This window comes from Terrihabitans aquatilis (assembly GCF_052542005.1).
Genome location: NZ_JBOCUO010000002.1, coordinates 962,345 through 982,020, shown reverse-complemented (window position 1 = coordinate 982,020; position 19,676 = coordinate 962,345). Strand labels below are relative to the sequence as shown.

Below are 19,676 nucleotides of genomic sequence, written 5' to 3'. Positions count from 1 at the left end.
ACACGACGATGACCCTTCTCGATGAAGCTCCGACCCGGTCCGGCGAAAGCCGGCTGAAGCGGCTGAAATCCGCCACGAACGCGGTGCACGACCGCCTCGACAAGCGCATCATGGAGCACAACCCCTTTGCCAGCCGGGAAAGCTATGCACGCTTCCTGCGCATGCAGCTGGCGCTCCATGAGCGTGTCGAGGGTGCTTACTGGAACGCGGAGCTGAACGGCCTCATTCCGGGCCTTGCCGACCGGGCGCGGCTGGATGACGTGAGGCAGGACATGGACGACCTCGGTGTCGAGGTGCCGGCACCGGAAGCGGCCCCTGCCATGAGCAAGGCCGAGGCGATGGGCTGGCTCTATGTGACGGAAGGCTCAAATCTGGGCGCGGCCTTCCTGCTGAAGGCGGCGGCAAAGCTCGATCTCACGGAAGAGTTCGGCGCACGGCATCTGGCGCCCCATCCGGAGGGACGCGGCCTCAACTGGCGGCGGTTCTCGGCGGCGTTCGATGCGATCCCGCTGACGCCGGACCAGGAAGACGAGGCCGACCGCGCGGCGCAGGCGGCCTTCCAGTTCGTGCACGAAAAGGTGCGGCAGGAATTCGAGGCCTGAGGCCCGCCGCGACGCGCGGCGAGCCTGCGTCTCTTTATTGTTCTCCGCCCTTTCGGGTCGGATCGTGAGTGTGGTGGCTGTCGGCCTCGCCACCGCCACCGGACACTTTACTTTGCTGCGACGTGCGGTCCGGCCGCGTCGGCGAGCCGGGACCCGAGGGCGAGGGCGGCTTCTCGTGGTTCTCGTGGCTTGCGCCCGGACCGCCGATGCGCTCGGCATCCTTGTGTTTATCCGGCATGTCAGCGGTCCTGCTGATGACCCTGATTGGTCGTATTCTGCTTGATGTTAGCGTTGGCGCCGCGCTCTTCCGGATTCTTGCTGGCCGCATGATCCTCGCGGATCGACGTATCCTTCGGTGCGGCGTCCGAGCCCGCACCCGGCACGGGCGGCCGGTTCTCCGGCGGGATCGGCGGTGGACGATTGCTCATCTCGTTTCCTCTCCGTTTTTGGTCCCTGACCAACACCCGGCCGCGGTGAGGGTTCCGCCCATCACAACCGCGCCGCAGGAACCACAAGGCGGGACACGGCATTCTTCCCGGACTCCATGGGAGACCTTCCGAGATGCAGATCAGCGACACTGTGACCGCACTCGTCTCTATCCCGACGGATATCGACGATGTGCTGAACGAGTGGATGGCCGAACAACGCGATCCTACCCTGACCAAATCGACCGTTATCAACCTCGCGATCCGCGAGTTCCTGCTGAGCCGGGGCGCGCTGAACCCGCCCGGGCCGCTGCTGCAGGTGGAAGACGAGATGCTGAAGCTGGTTGAAAAGGCGTTCTCCGACGAACGCACCGCCTGATCGCAAGCCCATGCAAAAGTGCATGGGTGCCCCTTCCCCATGCGGTGTTTACGGGCGGGGGGCCAGCGGTCATATCCCGAATTGACGCGCGTTGCGGCGCTCGATCCCGGGATATACTATGCTTCAACCGAGCCAGTCCGACGCCGGACCGAAGACGGCTTCGCCCTCGCCCCGCCAGGCTCGACTGGTCCTGCTGGCTCTGGCGACGGGCGGGTTCGCGATCGGCACCGGTGAATTCGCGATCATGGGCCTGCTGCCGGACATCGCCAGCGAGTTCGAGGTGAGCACGCCCGAAGCCGGCTATGCCATCAGTGCCTATGCGGCCGGTGTGGTGGTCGGCGCGCCGATTATCGCCATTCTGGCCGCAAAGCTGCCGCGCAAGACGATGCTGATCGGGCTGATGGCCTTGTTCGCGCTGGGCAATCTGTGCAGTTCGCTGGCGCCGAGCTTCAATTCGTTCCTGCTGCTGCGCTTCCTGACCGGCCTGCCCCACGGGGCATTCTTCGGCGTGGCGGCGCTTGTGGCCGCATCGATGGTGGAGCCCGGGCGGCGGACGCAGGCCGTGGGACGGGTGATGCTGGGGCTCACCGTGGCGACCCTCGTGGGCACGCCCATCGCCACCTTTGCCGGGCAGATCGCGAGCTGGCGGCTGATGTTCGCGGCCGTGGGCGTCATCGCCATATTGACGGTGATCCTTGTCGGCGCCTTCCTCGCCTTTCAGCCGGCGGCGGCAGGAGCGAGCCCCTTGCGCGAACTTGGCGCGTTCCGGCGCAGCCAAGTGTGGCTGACGGTGGCGACAGGCGCGGTGGGATTCGGCGGCCTGTTCTCGGTGTTCTCCTACATCGCCCCGATCGTGACGGACGTGGCGGGCCTGCCGGCAAGCTATGTGACGATCTACATGGCCGTGTTCGGCGCGGGGATGGTGGCCGGCAACACGATCGGCGCCTGGCTCGCCGACCGCTCGCTGATGCGAACCCTTGGTGGCATCCTCCTGTTCGCGATCGTGGTGGAGGCGCTGTTCTCCTGGTTCTCCGCCAGCCCGATGCTGATGGGATTTTTCCTGTTCCTGACCGGCAGCACGGTGGCGGTGGGCCCGGCGCTCCAGACCCGGCTGATGGACGTGGCCGAGGATGCGCAGACACTGGCCGCAGCGCTGAACCATTCGGCGTTCAACATCGCCAACGGGCTCGGCGCGTGGCTCGGCGGGCTCGCGATCCTGAACGGCTATGGCTATGAATCGACCGGCTTCGTGGGGGCCGCGCTGGCGGCGGGCGGTTTCCTGATTTTCTGCGTGTCTTGGGTGATGATGGAGCGGGAGCGGGCGGCACGCGCCTGCGCGGCGTGCTCCTGACCACCGCAATGTGCCGGACTTGCCGGGCGGCAGGCATCGCGAAACAATCATCGCCGACACATCACAGGTCAGGAGTTGTCCGTTGTCGAAAATCCTTGTTCCCGTCGCCGCGATCCTCGCGCTGGCACTGACGGGCGTCGCTTCCGCCCAGGACGCCACGCCGGGCCATAGCGGCCATGGCAGCCATTCCGCGATGGAGACGCCGCAGTCCGAGACAGACAGCGCGTCCACGCGGGATTTCAAGGCGGCGGATACGGCCATGATGAAAAGCATGGCCATTCCCTATACGGGCGATGCCGATGTCGATTACCGCGAGCACATGATCCCGCACCATCAGGGCGCGATCGACATGGCGAAAGTGGCCCTGAAGCATGCCAAGAACGCCGATACGAAACGGCTGGCGCAGAAGGTGATCGACGATCAGGAGAAGGAGATCGCCGAGATGAAGGACTGGCTGGCGAAGAACAAGAAATAGCGGCGCGTCAGCCGGACGTTGCGACGCAATCTCCGATCGTCACTTCGCCATCGTCGAGCGCTTCGAGATAAATGCCGAGATCGGTGTGGCCGAAGCCCTTCTGCAGCGCCTTCGGCAGGTTTTCGTCGCGCTCTGCGGTGTCCGGGTTGACGTTGACGGCGCCGCAGCGCGGCGTGCGGGCGAGGCCACGAAAGCGCATTCCGCCGATCTCGATCTCGCGGTCGACCCAGCCGAGCTCTTCCCACGGGTTGAGCCCATCGAGGTAGATGTTGCCGCGGAAGCGGAGCGGATGCAGCTCCCGGCCAAGCGCGCTCGACAGGGCCTGGACCGAGGCAAGATTGATGACGGAAATCGCCCGCATCATCACCGGCGACATCACGCTGGCATCGGTGAATTTGTGGCCCGCGCTCTGCACCAGACGTGGCCGCCCCTTGGTGGCGGCGCCGAGATAATCCTCCATGAAGGCCTCGATCGCGGCACGGCCATCCGGAGTTCGAAGATCCGCCGAGACGAGGGGTTCGCCGCCTCGTGAGACGGCCAGCACGCCGGTTTCCGGATCGAACCGCGTCGTCAGCGCAGCCAGCTGCTCGTTGTTGCGAAGCATCAGGAAGAAGCCCTTGTCGAGCGGTTCCGGATGTTCGGAATCGAAGCGGGTCGTGCCGAGCGCCAGCGCATATTCCCGATCGAACGGCAAGCCTGAGGCGCGGCTGATCTCCATCCGGTCGAGCGGTTCCGGCGAGAGGCCCTTCACCGGATATCTGTAAAGCTCGGAGACCTGCGCCATCTCTTGGTCCTTGAGGAAACGGCGCGGATCGAAATCCGCGCCGCTGTGTTTTTCAATGGCTGATCATCCACGGCCGCGCCGCGGGGAAGCTTTTCGACCCGTCGGGCCGATAGAGCGTCTTGCGGTTCTTCTTGCCCGAGCCGCAGCAGGAACAGCCCGCGCCGTGGCCGAGGCTCTTGGAGCTTTTCGGCGCGTGCTGGCTGCGCTCGTTGGTGGCGAACGCGTTGCGGCGTGCGGGGTCCATGCCCGCCATGGCCGGCGCCGTCAGCATGACGCGGGGTGCGCTTTCCGCGCATTCCGGACAGGGCTGCGGGTCGGCATATTCGGCCATGGGACGGAGCGCGGCGAAGGGGCCGCACTCCCGGCACTGATATTCGTAGACCGGCATGATCAGAGATCCGGCGCGAGCGGCACCTGAACGGAGCCGTCGAGTTCGATCTTCGGTCCGTCGGCGCCGGGCATGATGTCGAACTTGAAGATCTCGTTCGGAATCCAGAGCGTGGCGCAGGCGTTCGGGATGTCGACGACGCCCGAAATGTGGCCCTGCACCGGCGCGGTGCCGAGGATGGAATAGGCCTGGGCGCCCGAATAGCCGAACTTCTTCAGATATTCGATGGCGTTGAGGCAGGCCTGCCGGTAGGCGACGTGAACGTCGAGGTAATGCTGCGTGCCGCCCTCGTCGACGGAGATGCCCTCGAAGATGAGGTAATCGTTGTAGACGGGCTTGATGGGCGACGGCTTGAAGACCGGGTTCTTGATGCCGTACTTCGCCATGCCGCCCTTGATGAGGTCGACCTTGAGGTGCAGCCAGCCGGCCATCTCGATGGCGCCGCAGAAGGTGATCTCGCCGTCGCCCTGGCTGAAATGCAGGTCGCCCATCGAGAGGCCACCGCCGTCCACATAGACGGGGAAATAGCATTTCGCGCCGCGCGACAGATCCTTGATGTCGCAATTGCCGCCGTGCTCGCGCGGAGGAACGGTGCGTGCGCCGGTGGCCGCCGCCTTCTCGCGCGCCTCGCCCTTGAGGCGGCCGAGATGGGCGTTGCTGGGCTCCGGCGGCAGGCCGAGCGCCGGCACGCGATCCGGATTGGTGTCGATGAGCGCCTGCTCGCGCGCGTTCCAGGTTTCGAGCATCTTGTGATCGGGCAGGCAGCCGATCAGGCCGGGATGAATGAGGCCTGCCCACGACACGCCGGGCACGTGCCGGCTTTCGGTGAACATGCCCTTGAAGTCCCAGATCGTCTTCTGCGCCTCGGGGAAATGCTCGGTGAGGAAGCCGCCGCCGTTCTTCTTCGAAAAGAAGCCGTTGAAGCCCCATTGGCTGTCGGGGAAGGCACCGATGTCGAGGAATTCGACGATGAGAAGGTCGCCCGGCTCGGCGCCCTTGATGCCGACGGGGCCGGACAGGAAATGGACGTGGGTGAGATCGACGTCGCGCACGTCGGCGGCATCGTCGTTGTTCTTAATCTGGCCGCCGGTCCAGTCGACCGTCTCGATGATGAAATCATCGCCGGGGCTCACCCATTCCACGATCGGAATATCCGGGTGCCAGCGGTTGTGGATCTTGTCGTTGTCGAAGGCGGAGCCGTTGATGTCGACCTTGATCAGCGTGTCAGCCATGATTCTCCCCTTGAACCCTCAGGTTGTGAAATCCCCTTGTGGCGCGCACATTCCATCACACGGAAAGGTAGCTGGCCACTTTCTTCTCATCCACGTCGGCGCGGGTGTCGTCGCGCACGATCTCGCCGTTCTCGATGACGAGGACGCGGTCGGCGATGTCGAGCGCGAAGCTCAGGACCTGCTCGGAGACGACGATGGACAGGCCCTTCTCGTCGCGGATGCGCTTCAGGGTGCGGCCCATCTCGCGGATGATGGAGGGCTGGATGCCCTCGGTCGGCTCATCCAGCAGCAGGACCTTGGGCTTCGAGGCGAGCGCGCGGGCGATGGCAAGCTGCTGCTGCTGGCCGCCCGACAGATTTCCGCCGCGCCGGCCCTTCATTTCCAGAAGAACGGGGAACAGCTCGTAGATGTCTTCCGGCACCTGGCTCTCGCCGGTAACGGTGAGGCCCGTCTCGATGTTCTCCTCCACCGTCATGGTGGAGAAGATCATGCGGCCCTGCGGCACATAGGCGATGCCACGGCCGACGCGCTCGTAGCTCTTCAGGGTCGTGATGTCGGCCTCGCCCACTTTGACGTGGCCGCTCTTCGTCGGCACGACGCCCATCAGGCTCTTCATAAGCGTGGTCTTGCCCATGCCGTTGCGGCCCATGATGGCGACGATCTCGCCGGGCTTCACATCGAAGGAGAGGCCGTGGAGCACCTCGCTCTGGCCGTAGGCGACGTGCAGATCCTGTACGTTCAGCATGTCCGCGCCCTCAATGACCGAGATAGACTTCGACGACCTTGGGGTCGTTCTTGACGCGCTCCATCGAGCCCTCGGACAGCACCTTGCCCTGGTGCAGCACGGTGACCTTGTGGGCGATGTCCTCGACGAACTTCATGTCGTGCTCGATGACGATGATGGAGCGGTCGGCGATGATCCTGTTGAGCAGCTCGGCGGTCTTCTTGCGCTCGGACACGCTCATGCCGGCGACCGGCTCGTCGAGCATCAGGAGGTCGGGGTCCTGGATCAGCAGCATGCCGATCTCGAGCCATTGCTTCTGGCCGTGGCTGAGGAATTCGGCGCGCTCGTCGAGCAGGTTTTCGAGGAAGATCATCTCGGCGACCTCCTGCACACGCTCGCGCACGGCCGTGTCGCGCTTGAACATCAGCGCGCCGAACACCGATCGACCCTTGGGATAGGAGATTTCCAGGTTCTCGAAGACGGTGAGGTCGTCATAGATGGACGGCGTCTGGAATTTCCGACCGACGCCGGCCTGGACGATCTTCGATTCCGTCATCTTGGTGAGTTCCTGGCCGCGGAACTTGATCGAGCCGGAGGTGGCCCGCGTCTTGCCGCAGATCAGGTCGAGCACCGTGGTCTTGCCGGCGCCGTTGGGGCCGACGATGACCCGGATCTCGCGCTCGTCGACATAGAGTGAGAGATCGTTGACGGCCTTGAAGCCATCGAAGGAAACCGTGAGTCCTTCCACCGTGAGGAGGAAATCCGGGTTCATCTGGTCCGAGATCGGGCCGCGCGCGACAGCAGCATTCATGACCGTCTCTCCTCTTATTCGGCGGGCGAGCCCTGCGGCACCCCGGCCGGCAGGGAGGAATTGGTGGACGCGCGGCGGGCCGTGCGCTTCAGGCGCGGCGCGATGTGGGTGGCGTAAATGCCGGCCAGCCCGTTGGGGAAGGCGAGCACGACGGCGATGAACAGGCCGCCGAGACCGAGCAGCCAGAGCTCGGGGAAGCTTTCGGAGAAGGCGGTCTTGGCCCAGTTGACGAGCAGCGTGCCGTAGATGGCGCCCAGGATGGAGAGGCGCCCGCCCACCGCCGTGTAGATGACCATCTCGATGCTGGGCACGATGCCCACGAAGCTCGGCGACATGAAGCCGACCTGCAGCGCGAACATGGCCCCGCCGATGGCCGACACGCCCGCCGCCAGACAGAACACGAAGATCTTGAACCCGGCGACGCTGTAGCCCGAGAAGCGGACGCGGTCTTCCTTGTCGCGCATGGCCAGCAGGATGCGGCCGAGCTTGGAATGGCGCACGAAATAGAGGGCCAGCACGCAGGCGATCAGAAGGCCGGCATTGACGAAATACAGGATCGTCTTGGCGTCGTCGGTGCGGATGTCCCAGCCGTTCAGCGTGCGCAGATCGGTGATGCCGTTGATGCCGCCCGTATAGCCCTGCTGGCCGACGATGAGGATGGTGAGGATGGCGGCGATGGCCTGGGTGATGATGGCGAAATAGGTGCCGCCGACGCGCCGGGTGAACATGGCGAAGCCGAGGATGAAGGCGAACAGAACCGGCACCGCGATGACGAGGACGAGCGTGGCCGGCAGCGAATGGAACGGCTGCCAGAACCAGGGCAGCGCGGTGATCTGGTTCCAGTCCATGAAATCCGGAATGCCGGGCGTGGACTGGATCTTCGTGTTCTCGACGCTCGAGGCTTCGAGCTTGAGGTACATGGCCATGCAATAGCCGCCCAGGCCGAAGAAGATGCCCTGGCCGAGGCTGAGGATGCCGCCATAGCCCCAGCACATGACGAGGCCGATGGCGACGAAGGCGTAGGTCAGGTACTTGCCGATGAGGTTGAGCCGGAAGGCGTCGACCCCGAGCGGCAGGATCACCAGGATCAGCGCCGCCAGGATGGCGACACCGATCAGTTCGGAACGGGTGAGGAAGGAGGTGTGGTTCATCATGGCCTCCTCAGCGCCGGACCTTGAGGGTGAACAGGCCCTGCGGGCGCAGCATCAGGATGCCGACCACGCCGAGCAGCGTGAGAACCTTGGCCATGGAGCCGGACAGGAAGAATTCCATGGTCGACTGGGCCTGGGAGATGGTGAAGGCCGAGGCGATCGTGCCAATAAGGCTGCCGGCGCCGCCGAACACCACGACGAGGAAGGTGTCGACGATGTAAAGCTGGCCGGAGGTGGGACCGGTGGAGCCGATCATGGTGAAGGCGGAGCCCGCGACGCCGGCAATGCCGCAGCCGAGACCGAAGGTGAGGCGATCGACCCGCTCGGTGTTGATGCCGACCGCGCCGGCCATCACGCGGTTCTGCACCACGGCGCGGACCTGCTTGCCCCAGCGCGAGCGGTACATCAGCACGGCGACGACGATGGTGATGACGGTGGTCAGGCCCATCACGAACAGACCGTTGATCTGGACCTCGATCATGTCGGTGAGCGGGATCGAGCCCATCATCCATTGCGGCAGCTCGACGCCGACCTCACGCGGACCGAAGAAGGTGCGGTAGAGCTGCTGCAGGATGAGGCTGAGGCCCCAGGTGGCGAGCAGCGTGTCGAGCGGGCGCTTGTAGAGGTGTCGGATGAGCGCCCATTCGATGAACATTCCGAGCAGCCCGGCGGCCACGAAGGCCAAAGCCATGGCCACGAAGAAATAGCCGCCGAACAAAGCCGGCATGTGGTTCAGGAAGAATTGCGAAGTGAAATAGGTGACGTAGGCGCCCAGGATCATGAATTCGCCGTGGGCCATGTTGATGACGCCCATCTGGCCGAAGATGATGGCAAGGCCAAGCGCCATCAGGACGAAGACCGAGAACAATATGAGCCCGGCAAAGCCCTGCATGGCGAAGATGGAGCCCAACTCCGTCAGCGAATATTCGGAAAACATGATCCCGCCCCCTTCCGTGCCCCGCACGGCGCCGCCAGCACGCAAAAACCTGTCAGGAGGCGCCCATGGCGCCTCCCGCTTTGCTGCAACTTATTGATATCCCTCAGGGAAGGGGTTCGGCTCGATGAGGTCGGCCGTCTCGTAGACCACCTTGAACTGGCCGTTGGACTGGGCCTGGCCGACGCGCGTCTTGGACCACAGATGATGGTTGTCGTGGACCTTGACGTAACCTTCCGGCGCCTTGTCGAATTCGATGCCGCCCGAGGCCGCCGCGATCTTGTCGACGTCGAAGGAGCCGGCCTTCTCGACCGTCATTTTCCAGAGCCACGGGCCGAGATAGGCGGCCTGCGTGACGTCGCCGATGACGGTCTTTTCGCCCCACATCTTGTGGAAGGCCTCGACGAATTCCTTGTTGTTCGGATTGTCGAGCGACTGGAAGTATTTCATGCAGGAATAGGCGTTGGCGATGTTCTCGCCGCCGATGCCGTCGATCTCGTCTTCCGTGACCGAGATGGTGAGCAGGGTCTGCTTGGACAGGTCGATGCCGGCTGCCTTGAGCTGCTTGTAGAAGGCGACGTTGGAGCCGCCGACGACCGCGGCGTAGATCACGTCGGGCTTGCGCAGCTTGATCTTGTTGATGACCGAGTTGAACTGGGTGTGGCCGAGCGGGAAGTATTCCTCGCCCGAGACCGAGCCGCCGAGCTTGGATTCGATGTGCTTGCGCGCGATCTTCATGGAGGTGCGCGGCCAGATGTAATCCGAGCCGATCAGGTAGAAGCTCTTGGCGCTCTTCTCCTTGTTGACCCAGTCGAGGCCGGCGAGGATCTGCTGGGTTGCTTCCTGGCCCGTGTAAATGACGTTCTTCGACTGCTCCAGGCCTTCATAGAAGGTCGGGTAATAGAGCATGCCGTTGTACTGCTCGAACACCGGCAGCACCGCCTTGCGTGAGGCCGAGGTCCAGCAGCCCATGACGGCGGCCACCTTGTCGTTGACGAGCAGCTTGCGCGCTTTTTCGGCAAAGGTCGGCCAATCGGAGGCGCCGTCTTCCTGGATGTACTTGATCTTGCGGCCGAGCACGCCGCCCGCCGCGTTGATCTGCTCGATGGCGAGCTTCTCGGCCTGCACCGAACCCGTCTCGGAGATGGCCATGGTGCCGGTGACGGAATGAAGGATGCCGACCGTGACCTCGGTGTCGGTGACGGCAAGGCCCGTGGTGTTGACCGCAGCCGTGGCCGGGGCCTGCGCATAGGCGAATTTCGGCAGCAAAGCCGCCGCCGGAAGCGCCGCCATGCCCATCAACAGCTTGCGGCGAAGCGCGGATTCGAGCCCCTGTCCCTTGTCGTCTGCCATGTTCGATGACCCCCTTGCTGAGGGACGCGCCCCGCGCCGCCCCTGTTGAAGGCCAGTGTCTGCGGACATGAAAACCCGTGGTATACGTCAATTGCCGTATGCCACTTGCCCGAGGGGGCCGGGCATGCTGCGACACACAATGCTCAAGCGTCTGGCGCGGAACGGTTCTTGCTTCCATCCGGGATGAACGAAGAAGGATCTTCCGCGGGCATGGGCATTTCGGGCCCGCAACGCATCGTGCGCGTGCGGCGGCAATACAACCAATGGGTCGCGAACCAGACCCTCGAAGATTATGCGCTGCGCTTCACGGCGGAGAGCGCGCGGCGATGGTCGGCCGTGCGGGTGGGCCACACGGCGCTGGCCGCCATCTCGTTTCTGGCGCTGGAGGCGATCGGCGGCACGCTGACCCTGACCTACGGCGCGACGAACGCCATCGCCGCCATGGCGTTCGTGTGCGCGCTGATCTTCCTGATCGGCCTGCCGATTTCCTATTACGCCGCCAAATACGGCGTGGACGTGGACCTGCTGACCCGGGGCGCGGGGTTCGGCTATATCGGCTCGACGATCACCTCGCTGATCTATGCGAGCTTCACCTTCATCCTGTTCGCCATCGAGGCCGCCATCATGGCGCAGGCCCTGAAGATGTGCCTGGGGATCGAGCTGCCGCTGGGCTACCTCATCTCATCGGTGGTGATCATCCCCATCGTCACGCACGGCATCACCTGGATCACACGGTTCCAGCTGTGGACGCAGCCGTTCTGGATCGTGCTGCACATATTGCCCTTCGCGGTGATCTTCTGGTCGGCGCCGGAGGCGGTCACGTCCTGGCTCGACTTTCCGGCGGATGGCGGCGGGCCGTTCAACCTCGTGCTGTTCGGCTCGGCGGCCGGCGTGGTGCTGGCGCTGGTGGCCCAGCTCGGCGAACAGGCCGACGTGCTGCGCTTCGTGCCGCGCGCACGGACGGGCAACCGGGCCAAATGGTGGCTGTCGGTCATCGTCGGCGGGCCCGGCTGGGTGGTGCCGGGATTCGTGAAGCTGATGGCCGGCTCGCTGCTGGCGGTGCTGGCGGTGCATCACGGCCTCGACTTCAGCGACGCCGCCGAGCCGACGCAGATGTATATCTCGTGGCCTTCGGCTACGTGACCTCATGGGAGGGGCTGGCGCTGCTGCTGACGGGCGCGTTCGTCGTGATCTCGCAGCTCAAGATCAACGTGACGAACGCCTATGCCGGCTCGATCGCCTGGTCGAACTTCTTCTCGCGCCTGACGCACAGCCATCCCGGACGCGTGGTGTGGCTGGTGTTCAACGTGGCGATCGCGCTGATGCTGATGGAGCTCGGCATCTACCGCGCGCTGGAGCAGACGCTCGGGCTCTATTCCATCGTGGCGGTGGCCTGGATCGGCGCTCTGGTGGCCGACCTCGTCGTCAACAAGCCGCTCGGCCTCAGCCCGCCGGGCATCGAGTTCAAGCGGGCGCACCTCTACGACATCAACCCCGTGGGCCTGGGGTCGATGCTGCTGGCCTGCGTGCTGGCGTTGACGGCGTTCGGCGGAATGTTCGGCGATGTGGCACAGGCGCTCGCGCCGTTCATCGCGCTCGCGGTGTCGTTGGTCGCGAGCCCTCTGATCGCGGCGGCCACGCGGGGGCGCTATTACCTTGCCCGCCGGCCCAAGGAGGATTGGGCCGGCGCGGCGCTGGTGCCGTGCTGCGTGTGCGAACATTCGTTCGAGCCGCAGGACATGGCGGGATGCCCGGTCTATTCCGGCCCGATCTGCTCGCTGTGCTGCTCGCTCGACGCGCGCTGCCGCGACGGCTGCAAGCCGCACGGCCGCCTCTCGGCGCAGTTCGGCAGCCTGACGCAGGCGCTGCTGCCGCCCCGGCTGGCGCAGGTGCTGAATTCGGGCGTGGGACGCTTCATCGGCGTGTTCGCGCTGAGCACCGCCGCGATCGGCATCATGCTGGCGCTCGTCTTCTTCCAGGCCACGATCAACGCCGCCGACCACAAGCCGATCATCGCCCATACGATGTGGGTGGTGTTCTTCATCCTCGTGATCGTGGCGGGGATCGTGTCGTGGCTGTTCGTGCTGGCGCATGAGAGCCGCCGCGTGGCCGAGGAGGAATCCGACGGGCAGACCCGCCTCCTCCTGCGCGAGATCGAGGCGCATGAGGAAACCGATGCGGAGTTGCAGAAGGCGCGCGACGTGGCGGAGGCCGCGAACCAGGCCAAGAGCCGCTATGTGATGGGCATCGGCCACGAATTGCGGACGCCGCTCAACGCCATACTCGGCTATGCCCAGCTGATGGAGCGCGACGAGCGCATTCCCGCCGCGCGGCAAAGCGGCGTGCGGGTGATACGACGTTCGGCCGAGCATCTTTCCGGGCTGATCGACGGGCTGCTCGACATCTCGCGCATCGAATCCGGCCGCCTCCAGCTCAGCCGCGACGTGGTGCGGCTGCCCGAATTCCTGGAACAGATCGTCGAGATGTTCCGCCTGCAAGCGGGGGCCAAGGGGCTCGATTTCCGCTTCAGCCGGCCCGAGCGCCTGCCCGCGCTCGTCTCGACCGACGAGAAGCGGCTTCGGCAGGTGCTGATCAACCTCCTGTCGAACGCCATCAAGTTCACCGAACACGGCCATGTGGCCCTGACGCTGACGATGCGCAGCGGCGTGGCGGAATTCCAGATCGAGGACAGCGGACCCGGCATCCCGGCCAGTGATTTCGAGCGCATCTTCGCGCCGTTCGAGCGCGGATTCGGGCTCGATGCCGAGATGACGCCGGGCATCGGGCTGGGCCTGACCATCACGCAATTGCTGACCGAGATCATGGGCGGCGCGATCCAGGTGCGCAGCACGCTGGGTTTGGGCACGGTGTTCACGGTGCGGCTGCTGCTGGCCTCGGTCGAGACACCGCTGGCCGTGACCGCGCCGCAGAGACGCATCCTCGGCTATCAGGGGCCGCGCGTCACCGTTCTGGTGACGGACGACGACCCCAACCATCGCGATCTGATGCGCGAGGTGCTGGTGCCGCTGGGTTTCGTGCTGCTGACGGCGCCGGACGGCGCAACGTGCCTGAAAATGGCCCGCGACGTGCGGCCGGACCTGTTCCTGCTCGACATCTCGATGCCGGGTATGAGCGGGATCGAACTTGCCGGAACGCTGCGGGCGGCGGGGCATATCGAGGCACGCATCCTGATGGTGTCGGCCAACATGACCGATCCCAGCGCCCGGCATGGCGGCGAGATCTACGACGACCTTCTGCCCAAGCCGGTGGACATGGAAAAGCTGCTGGAGCGCATCCGCGACCTGCTGCGGCTGGACTGGATCTATGAAGGGGCACAGTCCCCGCCCGTTGCACCGAACCCGGAAACGCGCACACTGGCGCAGCGGCACATCGACGAGCTGAAGCGGCTGGGCACGATCGGCTATATTCGCGGCATCGAGGCCAAGCTGCAGGAATTGCGCGAGGAATCGCCCGGCAACCACGCGCTGGCCGACGATTTGGGCGACCACATCCGCAATTTCGACCTCAAACGCTACATGTCCGCACTGGAGACATTGACCGGTGAATGAGACGCCGCACCCTCGCGACATCGTCCTCGTGGTCGAGGATTCGCCCGACAATCTCAGCATGCTGACAAGCGCGCTGGAGGAAGCGGGCATGACGGTGCTGGTGGCGCTCGACGGCGACAGTGCGCTGAAGCTCGTGGAACAGATCACGCCGGACATCATCCTGATGGACGCCGTGATGCCGGGCATCGACGGCTTCGAGACGACGCGGCGGCTCAAGCGCAGCGAGGGCCTCTCGCACGTGCCGATCATCTTCATGACCGGCCTGACCGAGACCGAGGACGTGGTGCGAGGACTGGGCGCGGGGGGCGTCGATTATGTGGTGAAGCCCATCGTGCCCGACCAGCTGATCGCGCGCATTCGCGTCCACCTCGCCAATGCCCGAGCCGCGCAGAGCGCACGCATCGCCCTCGACGCCAGCGGGCGCTTCCTCTTGTCGACGAACGCACGCGGCGACGTGGTGTGGGCGACGCCACAGGCGCGGCGGCTTCTCGGCGAGCTGTTTCCGGCGTTCGCGGCGGGCGCGCCGGCGATGCCCGGGGAGGTTCAGGCCTGGATCGCCACGCTCAGCGGTGGCGGCGCGCCGCAGATCTCGGTCCTGAGCGGCGACAGACGGCTTCAGGTGTCGTTCCTGGCCCGGACGGGGCCCGACGAACTCTTGCTGCGGATCGCCGAAGAGCGCACGGCGCTGCCGGAAGCGGTGCTGCGCGAGCGGCTGTCTCTGACCGTCCGCGAGGCCGAGGTTCTGCTGTGGCTGGCGCGCGGGAAGGCCAACAAGGACATCGCCGAGATCCTCGATCTCAGCCACCGCACGGTGAGCAAGCATCTGGAGCAGATCTTCACCAAGCTCGGCGTCGAGAACCGGGCCTCGGCGGCGGCCGTTGCGATCCGCACCATGGCGGATTCGTGACGTCGGCGCGGCCCCGCTTCGCTGCTAAAGCGGATGATCCGCCGCGATTCTAGCCGCCTGTCCAATCCTTTCGACGCCTCTTCCGATGCAGCGGAGGAAAGTGAATCCGGGCCCCAGATCCCGATTGTTCAGGCCGTTTCAGGGGCCTAGCACCCCCTTCAGCGAACGCGGGGGCGCGTTCACGGAAACCCAGGACCGGAGCACGATCATGAACAATGCGATGCAGGCGATGATGCCCATGAACATGATGATGGGCGGAATGATGCCGATGAACATGATGGGCGGCATGCCCATGAACGGCATGATGCCGATGATGATGTGCAAGATGACCTGCACGATGACCGCCAACGGCATGACCTGCGAAATGATGCCGATGGACGAGTCCATGAAGGACATGTTCATGGCCTGCTGCCAGCAGATGATGAACATGGGCATGATGGGCATGCCGATGATGATGAATTGCTGCGGCATGACGATGATGTGTATGCCGGAGAAGGCGGCCGCCTGATCCCCGCTTCGTCGCGGAGAAAAGCCGGCCTCGCGGCCGGCTTTTTCATGTCAGCCGACCGGCTCCACATAGGTCATGACGAGATAGACCACCGCCTCCGTCGGCCCCAGGTTCCGGTAGGCGTGCGGGACGTCGGCATCGAACAGGATGGCGTCCCCCTCCGACAGGACGACCGGGGCATGGTCGGCACAGCGGATCTCGAGCGTGCCCGCCTCCACGATCAGATTTTCCCGCGTGCCCGGGGCGTGCGCCTCGGCGTTCTCCCGATGATGAGCCGCGATCCTCAGCTTGTAGAATTCGACATTGCGCGCCTCGTTGAACGGAAACAGCGCGCGTGAGGTGAACTTGCCGTCGCGCGAGGCGAGGATCTTGGCGTCCTCGCGGCGCAGCACCGAGGTGCCATGGGTGGCCTCGGCCACCAGAAGGTTGGCGAAGGGCACGCCGAGCGCCGTCGCCACCTTCCACAACAGGCCGATGGTGGGCGCGCTCTTGCCCGTCTCGATCTGGCCCAGCATTGCGCGGCTGACACCTGACAGCTTGGCGAGACGCTCCAGAGAATGTCCGCGCCGGGTGCGCAAGCGCCGCAGATTGCGGCCGACGATGTGCGGGAGCTCAGCCGATGGATCCTCGACGCCGTCGAGCGCGTGGGTTTCCATCACGGGTCACGCCTGATGCTGCGAGCCCACCATCCCGAACGGGGCACAGAACCAGACCGGCATCCAGACCATGGGAACGAACATCGGCGCGACGAAAACAGGCATCTGCGCCGTGGCGGACGGCCCCATCTGCCGGCGGCGACGAGCTTCCCGATAAGCGGCGAGATCGATGATTTCGGCAGCGGATGTCTGCACAGGCCATGCTCCTGTTAGGAAGCGTTATTCTGTCTCAAATTACGTGATGGTCAAGCAGTCTTTGTTTATATACTTTTTTCTTCTGTTTTTTGATCTCGCCCCAGATGCGACGTCGGTCTCGGCCTTCCAGCTGTGCTGAGGAATGGTCAGGATGCCGAGCCTCTTGCCATCCGGCGGGGCTGCGGGTTTCTAGAGGCGGCTCCCGTCCGAATCGGACCTCGATGCCGGTGCTCCCGCGGGATGGTTCATTGACGAAGGGTCGAACATGACGATCGAGACGATCACGACAGCCCCGATCGAGGGCCAGAAGCCCGGCACTTCCGGACTGCGCAAGAAGACCTCCGTGTTCATGCGGCCCGGCTTTCTCGAAAATTACGTCCAGGCCATCATCGATGGTATCGGCGGGGTGAAGGGCCGCACCATCGTGGTGGGCGGCGACGGGCGCTTCTTCAACGACACTGCGATCGGCATCATCCTGCGCATGCTGGCCGCCAACGGAGCCGCGCGTGCCATTGTAGGCCAGGGCGGCCTGCTCTCGACGCCGGCCGCTTCCAACGTCATCCGCAAGCGGAAAGCCGATGGTGGGCTCGTCCTCTCGGCCAGCCATAATCCCGGCGGTGAGCACGGCGATTTCGGCCTGAAATTCAACACGCCGAACGGCGGCCCGGCTCCTGAAAACGTGACGGACGCGATCTTCGCCCGCACCAAGGCGGTCGATTCCTACAGGATCCTTTCCGAAGATGCGCCGGCGCTGGGCACGATCGGCGAGACGAATTTGGCTGGCCTCGCGGTCGAGATCATCGATCCCGTCACCGATTACGTGGAGCTGATGGAAAGCCTGGTCGGTTTCGACCGCATCCGCGCCCTGTTCGCCTCCGGCTTCCGCATGCGGTTCGACGCCATGCACGCCGTGACCGGACCTTATGCCAAGGTCATCCTGGAGGAGCGGCTGGGCGCGCCGGCGGGCACCGTGGTCAACGGCACGCCCTCGCCGGACTTCGCCGGGCACCACCCCGACCCGAACCCGGTCTATGCCAAGGAATTGTTCGACCTGATGTTCTCGGCCGACGCGCCGGACATGGGGGCCGCGTCCGACGGCGACGGCGACCGCAACATCGTGCTGGGACGCAATCTATCCGTCTCCCCCTCCGACAGCCTGGCCGTGCTGGCCGCGAACCTGCACCTCGCCAAGGGCTATACCGGCGGCATTGCCGGCATCGCCCGCTCGATGCCGACCAGCCGCGCCGCCGACCGGGTGGCGGAGAAATTGGGCGTCGGCATGTTCGAGACGCCGACCGGATGGAAGTTCTTCGGCAATCTCCTCGACGCCGGCCGCGTGACGATCTGCGGCGAGGAGAGCGCGGGCACCGGCTCGTCCCACGTGCGGGAAAAGGACGGGCTCTGGGCCGTTCTCGTGTGGCTCGACATCGTCGCCGCACGCGGCCAGAGCGTGGCCGACATCCTGCGCGACCATTGGCGCACCTATGGCCGCGATTACTACACCCGCCACGATTATGAGGGCATTGCGCAGGAGGCCGGCGATACCCTGATGGCCGATCTGCGCGCACGGCTCGCCGATCTGCCGGGGCAGAGCTTTGCCGGGCTTGCTGTACGCAGCGCCGACGATTTCGCCTATGCCGACCCGACCGACGGCTCAGTGAGCCGCAATCAGGGTGTGCGCGTGCATTTCGAGAACGGGGCGCGGGCCGTGTTCCGCCTGTCGGGCACCGGCACCGAGGGCGCGACGCTGCGCGTCTACCTCGAGGCCTACGAGCCGGACGCGACGAGGCATGACCTCGATCCGCAGGAGGCGCTGAAGGACGTGATCGCCGCCGCCTGCGAACTGGCGGACATCAAGACACGCACCGGCCGCGAGGCGCCGGACGTCATCACCTGACGCAGCCTTAGGCAGCCTGCTCCACGAGCGGCGCCGAGATGTGGCGCTTGCGGAGCAGGACGAACGAGGCCGAGGCCAGCATGCAGAGGATGCCGGCGGCGAAGAAGGCCGGGAGATAGGTGTCGAACGTGGTGCGGGTGAAGCCCGCGCCATAGGCGGCGAACGCCGCGCCGAGCTGGTGGCCGGCGAACACCCAGCCGAAGACGAGATTGGCGCGGTCTCCGAAACGGTCGGCCGCGATCTTCACCGTGGGCGGGACGGTGGCGATCCAGTCGAGGCCATAGAAGACTGCGAACAGCGACAGGCCGTAGAAGCTGAAATCGCTGAACGGCAGATAGAGCAGCGACAGCCCCCGAAGGCCGTAATACCAGGCGAGCAGCCAGCGCGCGTCGTAACGGTCGGACAGCCAGCCGGAGCCGAGCGTGCCAACGAGATCGAACATGCCCATGGCCGCGAGCACCCCCGCCGCCGCGACGGGCACGATGCCGTAATCGCCGCACAGCGCGACGAAATGGGTGCCGATCAGGCCATTGGTGCTGGCGCCGCAGACGAAGAATGTGCCGAACAGAACCCAGAAGGTGCGCGAGCCTGCCACGTCACGCAGCGTGCGCAGCGGCGAGAGCAGCATGGCGCCGAGGCTGGACGGGGCGGGCGGACCGGGATCGACGACATCATCGCCATAGCGCGGCAGGCCGAGATCGGCCGGGCGGTCGCGCATCAGAGCAAGGACAGTGATTGCGGCGACGAGCAGCATGGCAAGCACAACGACCAGCGCGCTGCGCCAGCCCACGCTTTCGGTGAGCGAGGCCAATGCCGGCAGGAAGACAAGCTGCCCCGTGGCCGTGCTGGCGGTGAGACCGCCCATGACGAGGCCGCGACGCTGGGCGAACCAGCGGGTGGCGACGGTGGCGCCGAGCACCATGGCGGTGAGGCCGGTGCCGAAGCCGACAACCACGCCCCACAACAGGAAGAGGTGCCAAAGCCGCGTCATGAAGAACGAGCCGAGCACGCCCGAGGCGATGAGGATGAGCGCCACCGAGGCGACCCGGCGGATGCCGAAGCGGTTCATGAAGGCGGCGGCGAACGGGCCCATGAGGCCGAACAGGACGAGCCGCACCGCGAGCGCGGACGAGATGTCGGCGTTGGCCCAGCCGAATTCCTCTTGAAGCGGCACGATGAGGACGCCGGGCGCGCCGACCGCACCGGCCGTGACCAACATCGTGAGAAAGGTGACGGCCGCGACGACCCAGCCGTAATGCACACCGCGCCGGGCAAGGGCGGCCGCGAGCGGGGAAGATGCCGGATGTGCGGGAATCGTCATCGTTCGTCTCGCGG

21 protein-coding genes and 1 pseudogene are annotated in these 19,676 nt (G+C 65.3%); 8 read left to right on the top strand and 14 right to left on the bottom strand.

Annotated elements, in window-relative coordinates:
* Positions 1-8: 8 nt before the first annotated feature.
* On the top strand, positions 9-602 hold the full coding sequence (locus ACQ6S1_RS10835) for a biliverdin-producing heme oxygenase (protein WP_445041184.1): 594 nt from the start codon (positions 9-11) through the stop codon (positions 600-602).
* Positions 603-636: 34 nt separating this feature from the next.
* Here the strand turns inward: ACQ6S1_RS10835 and ACQ6S1_RS10830 are convergent, their stop codons facing one another.
* Positions 637-840 carry a hypothetical protein gene (locus ACQ6S1_RS10830; RefSeq protein ID WP_445041183.1) on the bottom strand — a complete coding sequence of 68 codons (204 nt, stop codon included), beginning with the start codon at positions 838-840 and terminating at the stop codon, positions 637-639.
* Between the two features lies 1 nt (position 841).
* Positions 842-1,030 carry a hypothetical protein gene (locus ACQ6S1_RS10825; RefSeq protein WP_445041182.1) on the bottom strand — a complete coding sequence of 63 codons (189 nt, stop codon included), beginning with the start codon at positions 1,028-1,030 and terminating at the stop codon, positions 842-844.
* A 133-nt stretch (positions 1,031-1,163) separates the two neighbouring features.
* On the opposite strand from ACQ6S1_RS10825, the gene ACQ6S1_RS10820 reads away from it, so the two are divergent.
* The 3 genes from ACQ6S1_RS10820 (at position 1,164) to copM (ending at position 3,232) form a co-directional block, all read left to right on the top strand.
* Positions 1,164-1,406 (top strand): hypothetical protein, encoded by a 243-nt coding sequence (locus ACQ6S1_RS10820; protein ID WP_445041181.1) that lies wholly within the window; start codon positions 1,164-1,166, stop codon positions 1,404-1,406.
* A gap of 118 nt (positions 1,407-1,524) precedes the next feature.
* The gene (locus ACQ6S1_RS10815) at positions 1,525-2,757 is read left to right on the top strand and encodes an MFS transporter (protein WP_445041180.1); all 1,233 of its coding nucleotides are present in this window, start codon (positions 1,525-1,527) and stop codon (positions 2,755-2,757) included.
* Between the two features lie 82 nt (positions 2,758-2,839).
* Entirely contained in the window at positions 2,840-3,232 is a 393-nt protein-coding gene (gene copM, locus ACQ6S1_RS10810; protein ID WP_445041179.1) for a CopM family metallochaperone, read from the top strand.
* Between the two features lie 7 nt (positions 3,233-3,239).
* Here the strand turns inward: copM and ACQ6S1_RS10805 are convergent, their stop codons facing one another.
* The 8 genes from ACQ6S1_RS10805 to urtA all read right to left on the bottom strand — a co-directional run bounded on the left by ACQ6S1_RS10805 (position 3,240) and on the right by urtA (position 10,609).
* On the bottom strand, positions 3,240-4,016 hold the full coding sequence (locus ACQ6S1_RS10805; protein WP_445041178.1) for an MOSC domain-containing protein: 777 nt from the start codon (positions 4,014-4,016) through the stop codon (positions 3,240-3,242).
* Between the two features lie 52 nt (positions 4,017-4,068).
* A complete protein-coding gene (locus tag ACQ6S1_RS10800) occupies positions 4,069-4,404 on the bottom strand; it encodes an FmdB family zinc ribbon protein (RefSeq protein ID WP_445041177.1) in 336 nt (111 codons plus the stop codon).
* Between the two features lie 2 nt (positions 4,405-4,406).
* Positions 4,407-5,636: a formamidase gene (gene fmdA, locus ACQ6S1_RS10795; protein ID WP_445041176.1), complete on the bottom strand. Its 1,230-nt coding sequence runs from the start codon at positions 5,634-5,636 to the stop codon at positions 4,407-4,409.
* A 55-nt stretch (positions 5,637-5,691) separates the two neighbouring features.
* Complete coding sequence (gene urtE / locus ACQ6S1_RS10790; RefSeq protein WP_445041175.1) at positions 5,692-6,381, bottom strand: urea ABC transporter ATP-binding subunit UrtE; 690 nt, start codon at positions 6,379-6,381, stop codon at positions 5,692-5,694.
* A gap of 10 nt (positions 6,382-6,391) precedes the next feature.
* Positions 6,392-7,171, bottom strand: coding sequence for an urea ABC transporter ATP-binding protein UrtD (urtD, locus tag ACQ6S1_RS10785; protein WP_445041174.1), 780 nt, complete (start codon positions 7,169-7,171; stop codon positions 6,392-6,394).
* A gap of 14 nt (positions 7,172-7,185) precedes the next feature.
* Complete coding sequence (gene urtC, locus ACQ6S1_RS10780) at positions 7,186-8,325, bottom strand: urea ABC transporter permease subunit UrtC (RefSeq protein WP_445041173.1); 1,140 nt, start codon at positions 8,323-8,325, stop codon at positions 7,186-7,188.
* Between the two features lie 7 nt (positions 8,326-8,332).
* Positions 8,333-9,259 (bottom strand): urea ABC transporter permease subunit UrtB, encoded by a 927-nt coding sequence (gene urtB, locus ACQ6S1_RS10775; protein ID WP_445041172.1) that lies wholly within the window; start codon positions 9,257-9,259, stop codon positions 8,333-8,335.
* A 90-nt stretch (positions 9,260-9,349) separates the two neighbouring features.
* Positions 9,350-10,609: an urea ABC transporter substrate-binding protein gene (gene urtA, locus ACQ6S1_RS10770; protein WP_445041171.1), complete on the bottom strand. Its 1,260-nt coding sequence runs from the start codon at positions 10,607-10,609 to the stop codon at positions 9,350-9,352.
* 216 nt (positions 10,610-10,825) lie between these two features.
* On the opposite strand from urtA, the pseudogene ACQ6S1_RS10765 reads away from it, so the two are divergent.
* Positions 10,826-14,178: pseudogene (locus ACQ6S1_RS10765) on the top strand (hybrid sensor histidine kinase/response regulator).
* Positions 14,179-14,236: 58 nt separating this feature from the next.
* Positions 14,237-15,085 carry a response regulator gene (locus ACQ6S1_RS10760; protein ID WP_445041273.1) on the top strand — a complete coding sequence of 283 codons (849 nt, stop codon included), beginning with the start codon at positions 14,237-14,239 and terminating at the stop codon, positions 15,083-15,085.
* 138 nt (positions 15,086-15,223) lie between these two features.
* On the opposite strand, the gene ACQ6S1_RS10755 is transcribed toward ACQ6S1_RS10760, so the two are convergent.
* Positions 15,224-15,421, bottom strand: a complete 198-nt coding sequence (locus tag ACQ6S1_RS10755; protein ID WP_445041170.1) for a hypothetical protein — start codon at positions 15,419-15,421, stop codon at positions 15,224-15,226.
* Between the two features lies 1 nt (position 15,422).
* Here ACQ6S1_RS10755 and ACQ6S1_RS10750 point away from each other — a divergent pair, with 1 nt between their 5' ends.
* Positions 15,423-15,593 (top strand): hypothetical protein, encoded by a 171-nt coding sequence (locus ACQ6S1_RS10750; protein ID WP_445041169.1) that lies wholly within the window; start codon positions 15,423-15,425, stop codon positions 15,591-15,593.
* 50 nt (positions 15,594-15,643) lie between these two features.
* Here ACQ6S1_RS10750 and ACQ6S1_RS10745 read toward each other — a convergent pair whose 3' ends face one another.
* Both ACQ6S1_RS10745 and ACQ6S1_RS10740 read right to left on the bottom strand, forming a co-directional pair.
* A complete protein-coding gene (locus tag ACQ6S1_RS10745; protein WP_445041272.1) occupies positions 15,644-16,249 on the bottom strand; it encodes a helix-turn-helix domain-containing protein in 606 nt (201 codons plus the stop codon).
* Positions 16,250-16,255: 6 nt separating this feature from the next.
* A complete protein-coding gene (locus ACQ6S1_RS10740) occupies positions 16,256-16,444 on the bottom strand; it encodes a hypothetical protein (RefSeq protein WP_445041168.1) in 189 nt (62 codons plus the stop codon).
* 265 nt (positions 16,445-16,709) lie between these two features.
* On the opposite strand from ACQ6S1_RS10740, the gene ACQ6S1_RS10735 reads away from it, so the two are divergent.
* Positions 16,710-18,341, top strand: a complete 1,632-nt coding sequence (locus ACQ6S1_RS10735) for an alpha-D-glucose phosphate-specific phosphoglucomutase (RefSeq protein WP_445041167.1) — start codon at positions 16,710-16,712, stop codon at positions 18,339-18,341.
* 7 nt (positions 18,342-18,348) lie between these two features.
* Here the strand turns inward: ACQ6S1_RS10735 and ACQ6S1_RS10730 are convergent, their stop codons facing one another.
* Positions 18,349-19,662 (bottom strand): MFS transporter, encoded by a 1,314-nt coding sequence (locus ACQ6S1_RS10730; RefSeq protein WP_445041166.1) that lies wholly within the window; start codon positions 19,660-19,662, stop codon positions 18,349-18,351.
* Positions 19,663-19,676: the final 14 nt, after the last annotated feature.